13 protein-coding genes are annotated in these 12,645 nt (G+C 40.6%); 3 read left to right on the top strand and 10 right to left on the bottom strand.

The window, feature by feature from the left end; genetic code table 11:
- The first annotated feature begins 40 nt into the window (after positions 1-40).
- Positions 41-1,078: a type IV pilus twitching motility protein PilT gene (locus FPL17_RS09635; RefSeq protein WP_004655144.1), complete on the top strand. Its 1,038-nt coding sequence runs from the start codon at positions 41-43 to the stop codon at positions 1,076-1,078.
- Positions 1,079-1,102: 24 nt separating this feature from the next.
- A complete protein-coding gene (locus FPL17_RS09640) occupies positions 1,103-2,221 on the top strand; it encodes a PilT/PilU family type 4a pilus ATPase (protein WP_033134346.1) in 1,119 nt (372 codons plus the stop codon).
- 96 nt (positions 2,222-2,317) lie between these two features.
- Here the strand turns inward: FPL17_RS09640 and fur are convergent, their stop codons facing one another.
- Positions 2,318-2,755 (bottom strand): ferric iron uptake transcriptional regulator, encoded by a 438-nt coding sequence (gene fur / locus FPL17_RS09645; RefSeq protein ID WP_159884778.1) that lies wholly within the window; start codon positions 2,753-2,755, stop codon positions 2,318-2,320.
- A gap of 111 nt (positions 2,756-2,866) precedes the next feature.
- Here fur and FPL17_RS09650 point away from each other — a divergent pair, with 111 nt between their 5' ends.
- Entirely contained in the window at positions 2,867-3,265 is a 399-nt protein-coding gene (locus FPL17_RS09650) for an outer membrane protein assembly factor BamE (protein WP_004805189.1), read from the top strand.
- Positions 3,266-3,327: 62 nt separating this feature from the next.
- On the opposite strand, the gene FPL17_RS09655 is transcribed toward FPL17_RS09650, so the two are convergent.
- The 9 genes from FPL17_RS09655 to rep all read right to left on the bottom strand — a co-directional run bounded on the left by FPL17_RS09655 (position 3,328) and on the right by rep (position 12,608).
- On the bottom strand, positions 3,328-3,642 hold the full coding sequence (locus FPL17_RS09655; RefSeq protein ID WP_159884780.1) for an RnfH family protein: 315 nt from the start codon (positions 3,640-3,642) through the stop codon (positions 3,328-3,330).
- Complete coding sequence (locus FPL17_RS09660; protein ID WP_159884782.1) at positions 3,642-4,724, bottom strand: SLC5/6 family protein; 1,083 nt, start codon at positions 4,722-4,724, stop codon at positions 3,642-3,644. Before FPL17_RS09660 ends, FPL17_RS09655 begins: the two co-directional genes overlap by 1 nt.
- A 244-nt stretch (positions 4,725-4,968) precedes the next feature.
- A complete protein-coding gene (locus FPL17_RS09665) occupies positions 4,969-5,424 on the bottom strand; it encodes a bacteriohemerythrin (protein WP_004655155.1) in 456 nt (151 codons plus the stop codon).
- A 285-nt stretch (positions 5,425-5,709) separates the two neighbouring features.
- Positions 5,710-6,558, bottom strand: a complete 849-nt coding sequence (locus FPL17_RS09670; RefSeq protein ID WP_026057514.1) for a class II glutamine amidotransferase — start codon at positions 6,556-6,558, stop codon at positions 5,710-5,712.
- Between the two features lie 99 nt (positions 6,559-6,657).
- Entirely contained in the window at positions 6,658-7,434 is a 777-nt protein-coding gene (locus tag FPL17_RS09675) for a GNAT family N-acetyltransferase (RefSeq protein WP_004805180.1), read from the bottom strand.
- 127 nt (positions 7,435-7,561) lie between these two features.
- Entirely contained in the window at positions 7,562-8,461 is a 900-nt protein-coding gene (argB, locus tag FPL17_RS09680; RefSeq protein WP_004655163.1) for an acetylglutamate kinase, read from the bottom strand.
- Positions 8,462-8,477: 16 nt separating this feature from the next.
- Entirely contained in the window at positions 8,478-9,899 is a 1,422-nt protein-coding gene (locus tag FPL17_RS09685; RefSeq protein WP_159884784.1) for a phosphomannomutase/phosphoglucomutase, read from the bottom strand.
- A 194-nt stretch (positions 9,900-10,093) separates the two neighbouring features.
- A complete protein-coding gene (gene dut / locus FPL17_RS09690; protein ID WP_159884786.1) occupies positions 10,094-10,546 on the bottom strand; it encodes a dUTP diphosphatase in 453 nt (150 codons plus the stop codon).
- Between the two features lie 22 nt (positions 10,547-10,568).
- A complete protein-coding gene (gene rep / locus FPL17_RS09695; protein WP_004805171.1) occupies positions 10,569-12,608 on the bottom strand; it encodes a DNA helicase Rep in 2,040 nt (679 codons plus the stop codon).
- Positions 12,609-12,645: the final 37 nt, after the last annotated feature.

Below are 12,645 nucleotides of genomic sequence, written 5' to 3' on the forward strand. Positions count from 1 at the left end.
TACAAAATAATGAGACATTTTAGTTTGTTTCGGGGAAATTATGGATATTACAGAACTACTCGCCTTTTCAGTTAAAAACGGTGCTTCCGATTTACACCTTTCAGCGGGTATGCCTCCTATGATTCGTGTGGATGGTGAAGTTCGTCGTATTAACTTACCAGCACTTGAACATAAAGATGTACATCGCTTGGTGTACGACATTATGAATGATAAACAACGTCGTGACTTTGAAGAAGATTTAGAAACTGACTTTTCATTTGAAGTACCGAATATTGCTCGTTTCCGTGTTAACGCATTCAACCAAAACCGTGGTGCAGGTGCGGTGTTCCGTACCATTCCATCTAAAGTTTTAACGATGGAAGATTTGGGCTTAGGTTCAATTTTCAAAGAAATCTGTGATTATCCACGTGGAATCGTACTCGTCACAGGCCCAACGGGCTCTGGTAAATCCACCACACTCGCAGCGATGATCGACTATATTAACGAAAACCGTTATGACCATATTTTAACCGTCGAAGATCCAATTGAATTTGTACACCAATCGAAAAAATGTCTAATCAACCAACGTGAAGTACATCGTGATACCCACGGCTTTAATGCAGCGCTGCGTTCAGCATTGCGTGAAGACCCTGACATTATTCTGGTCGGTGAGATGCGTGACTTAGAAACCATCCGCTTGGCACTGACCGCTGCGGAAACAGGTCACTTGGTGTTTGGTACACTGCATACCACCTCTGCGGCGAAAACCATTGACCGTGTTATCGACGTATTCCCAGCAGAAGAAAAAGACATGGTACGTGCCATGCTATCTGAATCTCTACAAGCCGTGATTTCTCAAACACTATTGAAAAAGAATGGTGGTGGTCGTGTAGCTGCACATGAAATCATGATCGGTATTCCTGCGATTCGTAACCTCGTACGTGAAAACAAAGTCGCACAAATGTATTCTGCGATCCAAACAGGTGCCAACTACGGTATGACCACTTTGGATCAAAGCCTGAAAACACTGGTGTCTAAAGGTTTAATTAGCCCACAAACTGCTCGTACTGTTGCAAAACAACCCGAATCATTCCTATAAAAATAAATGGATTAGAGAAATATCATGGATTTTAATGATTTACTCAATTTGATGATTCAACAAAATGCATCGGACTTATTTGTCACTGCGGATGTTGAACCTTCAATGAAAATTAACGGGCAGATCGTGCCTGTTTCCAAATCGAAACTTTCAGGGGAAATTGTGGGTCAACTGGTTCAATCCATTATGACCGACAAGCAGCGTAAAGAGTTTGCAGAGACGCGTGAATGTAACTTTGCGATCATGAACCGTGAAAAGACAGCGCGTTTCCGTGTCAGTGCTTTTCAACAACGTGATATGCCAGGCATGGTATTGCGTAAGATCGAAACCCATATTCCAAGCATGGATGATCTAAAACTGCCAGAAGTGCTGAAAGAATTGGCGATGACCAAACGTGGCATCATCATCTTTGTAGGTGCAACAGGTACCGGTAAATCGACTTCTTTGGCGTCAATGATTGGTTTCCGCAACCAGAATTCTAAAGGTCATATCATCACCATTGAAGACCCGATCGAATTTGTGCATCAACATGCAGGCTGTATCGTGACGCAACGTGAAGTCGGGATTGATACTGATTCATTTGAAGTGGCATTGAAAAATACGCTACGTCAGGCACCAGATGTGATCTTAATTGGTGAGATTCGTTCGCGTGAAACTATGGACTATGCGATTGCTTTCGCAGAAACTGGTCACTTAGTACTCGCGACCTTGCACGCCAACAATGCCAACCAAGCCTTAGACCGTATTATTCACTTCTTTGAAGCTGACCGTCATAGTCAGCTGTACATGGACTTGTCACTCAACTTAAAAGCACTCGTCGCACAACAATTGATTCCAACCCCAGACGGTAATTCACGTCGTGCTGCCATTGAGATTTTGATTAATACACCGCTTTTAGCTGACTATATCCGTAAGGGTGAAATTCATGAGATTAAAGATCTGATGAAACGTTCACGCGAATTGGGAATGCAAACCTTTGACCAAGCCTTATTTGACCTTTATAAAGCAGGTCAGATTACCTATAAGGATGCATTGAAGCATGCAGACTCACCAAACGATCTACGCCTCACCATCAAACTTTCCGAAGAAGGCGCAGACCAATTATTGAGTGCCAGTCGAAATATTACCTTTGATGGTCAATAATTCAAATTAAGCCATTAAAAAAGGGAAGGTTTTTGTAACCTTCCCTTTTTTATTTGTTCAATTTTCGTGAACTCTTTAATTTTAACGCAATTGAGCTTATTTTTTACGATAAGCCTCTTGGCATTCCGCATCACTACAGTAGCCATATAAATTTAAAGAGTGTCCAGTTAAAGCAAATTGATGCTTATCTGCAACTGCATGTTGCTCTTTCTCGATAATATCATTTGTAAATTCAACAACTTTATTACAGTTTAAGCAAACAAGGTGATCATGATGATCTTCTTGCATGATTTCAAAAACTGAATGATTGTTTTCAAAATGGTGACGCTGAATAATACCCGCAGCTTCGAATTGTGTTAACACACGGTAAACCGTTGCTAAACCAACATCTTCACCTTGCTCGAGCAAAGTTTTATAAATATCTTCAGCACTCAAATGATGTTGTTTTGAATTTTCTAATAATTCCAAAATCTTAATACGAGGAAGGGTAACTTTAAGTCCAGCTTTGCGTAAGTCTTGATTAGAAATCGGCATAAAAAAAGGTCTCTCAACAAATCTTAAGTTGGAATAGGCAATAGAGTTTAGATGCAGTATGATCTATCCTTGAATCAAATGCATCATCATTTATCAGGATAGTGTAGCAAAATGCAAAAAATCATGCTGGCGTTGTTCGTCACTACAGTACTTAGCGGTTGTTCAGTCTTTGGTGTTTATAAAGTTGATATTCCACAAGGAACACCATTAACCAAAGCACAAGCTTCTCAAGTACAAGTGGGCATGAGCTTTCAGCAAGTCCGTTTCTTGCTTGGTAGTCCAACAGTGACAGATCCACTGAACCCGCAACGTTGGGACTACATCTACAACTATATTCCAGGTACTTATGCGAAAAAAGCAAAAATACCTGCGGCACACGGTCAACATTTAAAAGTTTATTTTGATGCGAATGGTAACGTAGAACGCTTAGAAGGTTTAGATACGATTCCAGAATCACAACCTGGTTTACCGGCATCAAAAGAAGCTATTTTGACTGCGCCACCACTATAACGGCTTTCCAGTAAAAAGAAACCCCTCATCGAGTCAATCATGAGGGGTTTTACTTATCAGCTTTATGCCTTAAAGCGATTACCTTTGATAAATCGCCCAACGGGGTTCTTTGCTGCCCGCTTACGCCGAATATCATTCGGGTTAATGGTAAGTGTCCGATAGATTTCAACACGGTCACCTGCTTGCAGGACCGTATCCGCGTCAATTCTGCTACCAAATACACCTAACTGTAAAACTTCTGGTAGTACCGTCTGTGCTGCTAAGCCACTGGCATGAATTGCCTGTTGGGCCGTCATTCCCTCGCTAAAGCTGACAGGAATATGGAATTGCTGTTCAGTACTTGAGAAAGCGACCCAAACTTGTTTAGCCTGCTCCATTACAGCACTTGTCCGATCACAGCAATGATTGCCACGACAATTGAAAGTGGTAACACGATACGGATGGCAATACGCCAAATGTTATAAAACAGCTCATTGCTAAAACCCATTGCTTTACGCAGATGACTAATCTTCATAATCCAGCCAGCGAATACTGCATAAATCAAGCAAATCAGTAATCCCCAAAGCATGAGCAGGCTATTAAAGATTTGTTCCACTTGTGGTACAGTCCAAACAGCAATAGCTGCAAGCAAAATCACCCATTGAATCACGATCGCAAGCTGACGCTGTGCTAACTGTTCTTTTGCAAATTGAATTAAGAGTGCAGCTGACATGATGGCAGCAAACACCCATGCCAATGCAGGTAGCTGTGCTTGCACAGAGAAGAAGCCAAAGGCAATCACAGCAAGTAATTGCGCCACCCAAATTGGCAAGGCTGTACTTGTTGCGGCTTCCTGTTTTTTCACAGCAACTAAACTACTTTGCCAGTACAATCCAAGCCCTAAACCACTTGCAACTAAAGCAAGGACTGTTGCATTGCCCCACTCTTTAAACTCGATTCCTGTCCAATGCCAAGCCGTTAGATGTGTTCCCATGACATTGGCAAGAATAAATGCGGCAATCACACCAATTGTTGTCAAAGCAATTAAAAATTGGCGAGGAATAAAAGACAATCCAAGTGCAACAATAGCAAGAGCTGAAAAAACAATCTGATCTGATACAGCAAGCGCTAGCTGTTGGCTCACGACATGGGTTGCGGCAGTCAATACACTACCTGCAAAGAATGGAACAAATATAACAGCCAACCAGCCTACAATACGCCATCTCGGTGAAGCATCTGCATCACGTGTTAAGCTTGAAAGTGCTTGTAATGCTGTAGTCTGCGAACGCTTTGCTAAAGCAATTTCAAGATAACCGATGGGTAATGCCAACAGAATCATTGTGCCTAACCAAAGCAACCAGAAGTCGAATTGACGATCGATTTGAATTCCAACAGTAGGTGCCAATGTCGTAATCATGACAAAAGATAGGCAAAACGCCATCACTGGCGCAGGCCAGCGTGACAGAGTTGTGTCCTGCATAATGCATTCCTTGAAAAATCTTTGAACTCATTGCACTTTATGGAGCTTGCAATGAAATATTCAATCTATTTTGCCTTCCTCAAGCCTGAAAATCAAAACAAAAGATCTCGAAAGAAAGAAGCAAATCACCTTACGGTGATTTGCTGCGCACGAATTATTATATTATTAAGTGGATCCCTTATGTATCACTCATACCACACTTATTATTATTTATCATAAGGGATCTTTTATTATTGTCTTATTATTATGAGAAGAAACGAGAAAACCAGTTTTTCCCTTTTTTCTTTTCATTTTCTTTAATGATTCCGATCATATTTTCTTTTACAGCACCGACATAATCAGCATCATCATGTCGAATATGGTTGATCAACCATTTTGAGAGTGCTTCATGTAGCTCGCTATCAATTTCTTGCCCCAGCTCAAAACGTTGACGATAAGTCTCTATCTTTTTGATAAATAAGTCATGTACACGCTTATGTGGTACACGATATTTATAGTTTGCTTCTTCTTGTAAGCTTTCTTCAAAGGTAAAATGAGACTGGGTATAATCAATGATATTATCCAAAATACCTTTTAATTTTGCCCGATCATCACCCTCATTTAATTCATCAATTTCATTAATATAATCTAGAATACGACGATGCTGATCATCGATCACCTCGATTCCTGTATTATATTCGACAGACCATTTCATACCCATATCGAACCCCAAACCATATTTGATTTATTGAATAAGGATATAATATCGGCAAAGCAATTAAATAAAAACACAGCGTTTTTGTCAGATTTTAACTATTGATAAAGAAAACAAATTAAACCCTTGTTTTATATTTATTTAAATATTTTAACCGATCAAAACACTCAAGTATTTTTTAACCAACAAGAAAAAATATCTATCTAATTTTATTGATATAACTCGAAAAATACATGCAGATTCCATTAAGTAAAATCCTGCCAAATATATATTCCAGTTATATCTTATATATTAATACTGATCGGCTTTTGTTACTCGTTTTAATGCTGGATTTTCTGCTTCACGGATTAAGCGCTCAACTCGTGTTAAAGCATGCTGAATCGGTTTACCGTGCTGGAATAAAATCATTTCCCCTGCTTGATATGCAGTCCATGCTTCATTATGCGTTAACGGCTCAGTCGTGATCACTGCAACGCGATCTTCTGGTGTGGTAACTTGACTAAAATCAACTTCCACGTCGAGATCAATTAAATGTGCAGGTTGAAATGGATACTCACGTACGAGCCAATGCAACTTCGTCGTCGCATAGCTAAATAAGGCCTTACCATTAGAAAGACAGAAATTAAAGGTACCATGCTCTGCAATTTGTGGCGAAATACGTTCCAATAGTGAGAAAATCTCTTCTAAACTTGGTTCGGTATAGCCAAATGCTTCAACCATCTGATCCAGTAAATAACAAAATGCTAGTTCACTGTCGGTATTACCTACCGGCTCGAAACGGCCACTTAACTCAGGTTTGAAGTCATGCAAATCACCATTATGCGCAAAAATCCAATGTCTCCCCCAAAGCTCCCGCAAAAAGGGATGTGAATTCTCGAGGTTGATTTTACCTTGAGTGGCTTTACGAATATGGGCAATGACGTTGCGAGACTTGATTGGATAATTACGAATCAGGTCAGCAATAGGAGATTCAACCGCAGATTGATTATCCACAAATAAGCGGCAAGCTTTATCTTCAAAAAAAGCGATCCCAAAACCATCGCAATGATCAGAGGTCACCCCTGCGCGTTGTGAAAACCCACGAAAAGAAAAAGTAATATCTGTCGGGGTGGCGCAATTCATTCCTAATAGCTGGCACATATCTTTAAACTATCAAACATCTACGCCTATTGTGCATGAGGGATAGATGGCTTGTAAATCTCAATATGTGCTCACTATTAGATTAAGAATGATAAGGCACTAACGTTGCACCATTTTGTTCATCACAAAAGAGGTCGCAATCTTATTCACTTCAAGGAAAACAAAATAATCCAAGCATTTAAAATCTTCATCATAGAATGCTTGTTTTGACAGTTTCGACTGCATTCCCAGATAGGTCTGAAACAGTTTTGGCATGCGTTCATCTTGCGGGAAACTATAGTCAGGACGTTCTGGTTCAAAGCTACGTTTTGAGCGGATATCTATGGTTTGATGATCACCCAACTGTTGGATCTGACGGTGGGTGTAATAGGCACGTGCCAAGTTATCATCCAAATGGATACTGACACAGCCCATTAAGTATTTAGCACGCATTGACCAAAGTACTTTAGGGGTTAAGTTCAACCATAGCATGGATAGTGCTTTACCCGAGCGAAATTTAGGGTGCACACAAGTACGTCCAATTTCTAACACACTTGGTAAATGAGATAAATGCGGGACAATTTCAAACTCTTGAGCACTATAACTCTGCCCGATTTCATAACCTTGGAACAATTTAAGACGGGTATAAGCGACAATTTCACCTGTCCATTTTTCACGTAATACTGCATGCTCACAGCCAAAATCATAAAGATCTTGATCTAAACCGTCTTCAAAACGCATCCCAAATTGATGGCTAAATTGCGTTGCTCTAAAGCGTTGTACTTCTTGTAATTCTTTTAAATTATCCACCCATTCAAAACGGAATTGATTTTGAGCTGGCTTGTGGCGTAAGGGTAAAGTCAATGTCTGGCGATATTGATTTAATTTTTCTAGCATAATGAAAGCTCCTTATGACTAGACCTACCTTAAATTACTTAAATGACATTGCGATGACTAAAACATGAACAGGTCATGACAAAAAAAGAGACCTGCTTGAGGTCTCTTTTCAAATCAATAGGATGAATTAATGTTTGGCACGATTGGTAATGAGTGTACCGACCCCATGATCGGTGAAGATCTCTAATAAACTTGCATGAGGTACGCGACCATCAACAATATGCGCACTGACCACACCACCTTTAACAGCATCTAGTGCACAACCCACCTTAGGAATCATGCCACCGTAAATCACACCCGTTTCGATCAAGCGATCGACTTCTTGTGTGCTTAAGCCTGTTAATAAGTTTTTATTTTCATCCAATACCCCTGTGATATTGGTGAGTAGAATCAACTTCTCTGCGCCTAAGGCTTCTGCAACTTTTCCAGCCACAAGATCTGCATTGATATTATAGGTATTACCTTCTTCATCCACACCCAAGGGTGCAATCACTGGAATGAAATCACTTTGGGTAAACATTTCCAGTACATCAGTTTTTACACCAGTCACTTCACCGACCATGCCCAAATCAATTTGCGAAATAGAGCCGTCAGCTTCCTGTTTTTCCATCAATAATTTACGTGCACGCAGCAAATTACCGTCTTTACCCGTTAAACCAATGGCACGACCGCCATGTTTATTAATCAGGTTCACGATCGATTTATTGACACTACCACCCAGCACCATTTCGACCACTTCCATGGTCGCTTGGTCGGTCACGCGCATGCCATCAATACGATCTGACTCTTGTCCTAAGCGTTTTAGCAATGAATCCACCTGTGGGCCACCACCATGCACAACGATTGGGTTTAAACCCACTGTTTTTAACAACACGATGTCACGAGCAAATGAACTTTCCAATTCTGGATCAGTCATCGCATTACCACCATATTTTACAACCAGCGTTTTTCCTGCAAAACGTTGGATATACGGCAAAGCTTCAATCAAAATTTTTGCTTTATCAATGCCGATATGCTCGTGTGGCATGCGTCTTCTCTCCTGTTTAGGCCTGTGCGAGTTCTTGTGCAATCTGTGGATATTGGTCTTGCAACATAGAAACAAACTTCTGACGAATTTCAATTAATCGATTCTGATTATCAGCGTCAAAACGGACGGTAAAATATTCACCAGTATTTGATGCTCGAATAATGCCAAATCCATCGTCAAAATCAAGTCTTACACCATCAATTTTACTTAAACGGGCGCCTAAACGATGACTTAAAATTTCAATATCATTTAAAACCTGTTTCGGATTGGCATCATGGGTACTGATATAAGTGTCTTCTGTACAATAACGTTCTGGGTAGGCTGCCAATAACTCAGACAGGGTTGTTGCATTGGATTGGGTTAAATACTCCATCACACGTAACGCAGCATATAGACCATCGTCATAGCCAAAACCACGTCCATCGTTAAAAACGTAGTGACCTGCATATTCGCCACCAAATACAGCACTTCCTTTCGATTGAGACAGATAAGCACGCAGGAAACTGCTGCCTGTGCGAATCATTTTCGCCTGTCCATCTAAACGTTGTACCGTATCTGCGACCATACGCGAACACTTCACATCAAACACAATTTCTTTATGTGGATGTTGCTGTAAGCAGATCTGGGCAAACAACGATAATAACCGGTCAGGACTAATAATATGCGACTGTTCATCCAGTAAAACCAAGCGATCCCCATCCCCATCCAGCGCAATACCAAGATCCGCTTTTTCAGCAACAATAGCGGTTTGTAACTTTACTAAATGTTCTGCATGAGATGGATCTGGTGCATGATCAGGAAAATGTCCATTTGCTTCGCAGCGTAAAGCGATCACCTCACAACCCAGTTTTTCTAAAACCAGTTTGGCGCAACGCCCTGCGGAACCATGTAATCCGTCTAGAACAATTTTTAATGGTCGTGCTAACTGAATGTCACTGATCAATGCCTGCTGATACTGCAAGCAATATTTGGGAACAATATGATGCTCGGTATTCTTTGAATGTAGAATATCTTCAAGATTTGGGATAGAAATTTGTGCGAACTGGCCCACCTGTTGGATGGTTTCTGGCGTAGGCGGTTCACCTTTTAAAATCCATTTAATGCCATTATCCGATTTAGGGTTATGGCTTGCTGTGACCATCACCCCATTACCGCCAAAATCACGGGCAATGTAATACATCATTGGGGATGAACAACAACCAATATTGGTGACTTGTAAACCTTGTTGCTCAAATATATGTTGAAGAATATTGGCATAAGTAGGACTAGTTAAACGCGCGTCATAACCAATCACAACATGCGTTTGCTCAGCATTTTTATATTGCGATGCCAAAGCATAGGCAATAGAACAAATAATATTCGGTGTTAAATTACTTAACTTTCCGCGAATATCATAGGCGCGGAAAATATTCAGAGGAAATGTATGTTTTATATTCACTGTAAGCCCCTATTTTTATAATCTTTTGATCCATAAAAAAAGCAGAAACTATTAAGAAATTAATTAACCCTTATTCAGAAAAATTAAAGTAATCAGTCAGCTGCTTTGTAATATATATCGAGGCAACAATCAATATAGAAAATGCAACGTTTTTCAGCAAAACATTGCATTTAAAGTGATAATTACTGAAAAACTTATTGTTTTCCAGTATGACCAAAACCACCTGCTCCACGCTCAGTCGCAACAAATTCGTCCACTTGTTCAAACTCTGCCTGTACCACAGGAACCAGTACATATTGTGCTAAGCGCTCACCTGGCTCTAAACGGAAGCTGTTTTTGCCGCGGTTCCAAACCGATACCATCAGTTCACCTTGATAATCTGAATCAATCAAGCCTACCAGGTTGCCTAATACAATACCGTGTTTATGACCTAGGCCTGAACGCGGTAAAATTAAACCAGCAAAGTTTGGATCTTCAATGTAAATCGCCAAACCTGTCTTTACTAAAAAAGTCTCACCAGCAGCAATATCAATCGCTTCATCTAAGCACGCACGTAAATCTAAACCTGCTGAACCTGTCGTCGCATAAGAAGGCAAAGCCCACTCTTGACCTAAACGCGCATCTAATACTTTAACTTGAACTTTCATTAAATTTCCTACTTACAATTTTTTAACGTTTCAACAATGCTTTTAAATTAGCGAGGTACTGCTGAGCCTGTTCTTTCGGATCAACATTGGGTGCTAGTTTCTTTTTACGACCATGCCATTCCAAATCATCTTGTGGCATCTCATCCAAGAAACGGCTTGGCGTCATTTGACGCATTTGTCCACCATTCTTACGCTGCTCGGCAAGAGTCAGTGTTAAACCTTGACGTGCACGGGTAATCCCCACATACATCAAACGGCGTTCTTCTTCGACGGTTTCCGATGCAATGGAGTTCTTATGCGGCAATAGCTCTTCTTCCAAGCCGATCATATAGACATAAGGAAATTCCAAACCTTTTGCCGCATGCAGCGTTAACAGGTTTACTTTATCGGTATCTTCTTCTTCCTGTTGCTGCTCAAGCATATCCAACAACACCAGTTTACGAATCACGCTTTCAATATTCTTCTCATCTACATCATCAGTACGATTCAATAGATTTTGAATACTGCTATACAAGCTTTCAATACTGTCGAGTTTGGTCTTCTCTTGTGCAGGTGTCGCAGCCTGTTCACGAATATAATCGATATAACCTGCTTCGTTGATCATCTGACGAACCTTTGGCATCGGTTCATCATCATCTAACAACTCGCGTGTAAATGTCGCGATAAAATCAGCGAACTCATGTAATTGAGTCGCAGCTTTTTTCGGCAATACCATGCTTAAGCGTTGGTCTGATGACGCAGTCAGCAAAGACAGTGTATTTTCCTGAGCAAATAAACCTAATTTCTCTAAAGTCACAGGACCAATGGCACGTTTTGGCGTATTAATAATACGTAAGAATGCACTGTCATCTTCAGGATTAATGATGAGACGTAAATAGCTCATCACATCTTTAATTTCGGCACGTGCGAAGAAGGATTGCCCACCCGACAATTTATAAGGGATCTGCATCTGACGCAGTTGGGTTTCAATCACACGGGCCTGAAAATTCCCGCGATACAGCACTGCATAATCTTTCCAGTTCTTACCATTCATCAGCTTATGTGTGATCAAGTCTTTCACCACACGTTCTGCTTCATCATCATCATTTAAACAAGTGATGACACGAATGGTTTCACCGTGACCTTTATCACTCCACAATTTTTTATCGAAAATATGTGGGTTATTTTCAATCACGGCATTGGCCGCTTTTAAGATACGGCTGGTCGAGCGATAGTTCTGCTCCAGCTTAATCACTTTGAGATTATGGAAATCATCTTTCAATAACGCCATATTTTCAGGCTTTGCACCACGCCAAGCATAGATGGATTGGTCATCGTCACCTACAGCGGTAAACTGCCCCATCACACCCACTAAAAGCTTAACCAAGGTATATTGGGCGGTGTTGGTATCCTGATATTCATCCACCAATAAATAACGAACACGATTCTGCCATTTGTCACGGACTTCAGCATTTTCCTGAAGTAAACGCGTTGGCATTACGATCAAATCATCAAAATCAACTGCATTATAAGCACGTAAATTACGCTCATAGAGCTGATAAAGATGTGCAAATTGCACGTCTTCGACCGTTTCACAAGTTGAATGTGCTTGTTCTGGAACGATCAGATCGTTTTTCCAATCTGAAATTTTCTTCATTGCCTTAGCAAGCAGTTCTTTACTCTCTGCACCCGACAAATTGTCCCGCTGCATCAAATCCATCAAAATTCGTTTGCAGTCATCGGCATCTAAAATCGAGAAATTGTTTTTAAGCGGCAGATGTTTTAATTCTAAGCGGAGTAAATTTAAACCAAAAGTATGGAAAGTCGAAACCGAAAGTCCTTTTGCTTCTTCACGTGAAAGCAACTTTCCGACACGTTCTTTCATTTCACGTGCAGCTTTATTGGTAAAGGTCATTGCGGTAATACGATAGGCAGGAATACCGCACTGCTGCACCAAAAATGCAACTTTTCGGGTAATTACAGAAGTTTTACCTGAACCTGCACCTGCAAGTACCAGCAATGGCCCCTGAACATATTTCATGGCTTCAAGTTGCTTGTCATTGAGTTGACTGGCAGATGACATGGGACGTACCTCTCTCGTTTCCGAGCCTGTTTTTTCG

It is taken from the genome of Acinetobacter dispersus (genome assembly GCF_009884975.1).
Classification (GTDB): Bacteria; Pseudomonadota; Gammaproteobacteria; order Pseudomonadales; family Moraxellaceae; genus Acinetobacter; species Acinetobacter dispersus.

Excerpts from the sequence above, each read along its gene's own strand:
- FPL17_RS09655 (WP_159884780.1), bottom strand. The coding sequence starts at position 3,642 with ATGGAGCAGGCTAAACAAGTTTGGGTCGCTTTCTCAAGTACTGAACAG.
- fur (WP_159884778.1), bottom strand. The coding sequence starts at position 2,755 with ATGCCGATTTCTAATCAAGACTTACGCAAAGCTGGACTTAAAGTTACC.
- FPL17_RS09650 (WP_004805189.1), top strand. The coding sequence starts at position 2,867 with ATGCAAAAAATCATGCTGGCGTTGTTCGTCACTACAGTACTTAGCGGT.
- FPL17_RS09635 (WP_004655144.1), top strand. The coding sequence starts at position 41 with ATGGATATTACAGAACTACTCGCCTTTTCAGTTAAAAACGGTGCTTCC.
- FPL17_RS09660 (WP_159884782.1), bottom strand. The coding sequence starts at position 4,724 with ATGCAGGACACAACTCTGTCACGCTGGCCTGCGCCAGTGATGGCGTTT.
- FPL17_RS09665 (WP_004655155.1), bottom strand. The coding sequence starts at position 5,424 with ATGGGTATGAAATGGTCTGTCGAATATAATACAGGAATCGAGGTGATC.
- FPL17_RS09670 (WP_026057514.1), bottom strand. The coding sequence starts at position 6,558 with ATGTGCCAGCTATTAGGAATGAATTGCGCCACCCCGACAGATATTACT.
- rep (WP_004805171.1), bottom strand. The coding sequence starts at position 12,608 with ATGTCATCTGCCAGTCAACTCAATGACAAGCAACTTGAAGCCATGAAA.
- argB (WP_004655163.1), bottom strand. The coding sequence starts at position 8,461 with ATGCCACACGAGCATATCGGCATTGATAAAGCAAAAATTTTGATTGAA.
- FPL17_RS09640 (WP_033134346.1), top strand. The coding sequence starts at position 1,103 with ATGGATTTTAATGATTTACTCAATTTGATGATTCAACAAAATGCATCG.
- dut (WP_159884786.1), bottom strand. The coding sequence starts at position 10,546 with ATGAAAGTTCAAGTTAAAGTATTAGATGCGCGTTTAGGTCAAGAGTGG.
- FPL17_RS09675 (WP_004805180.1), bottom strand. The coding sequence starts at position 7,434 with ATGCTAGAAAAATTAAATCAATATCGCCAGACATTGACTTTACCCTTA.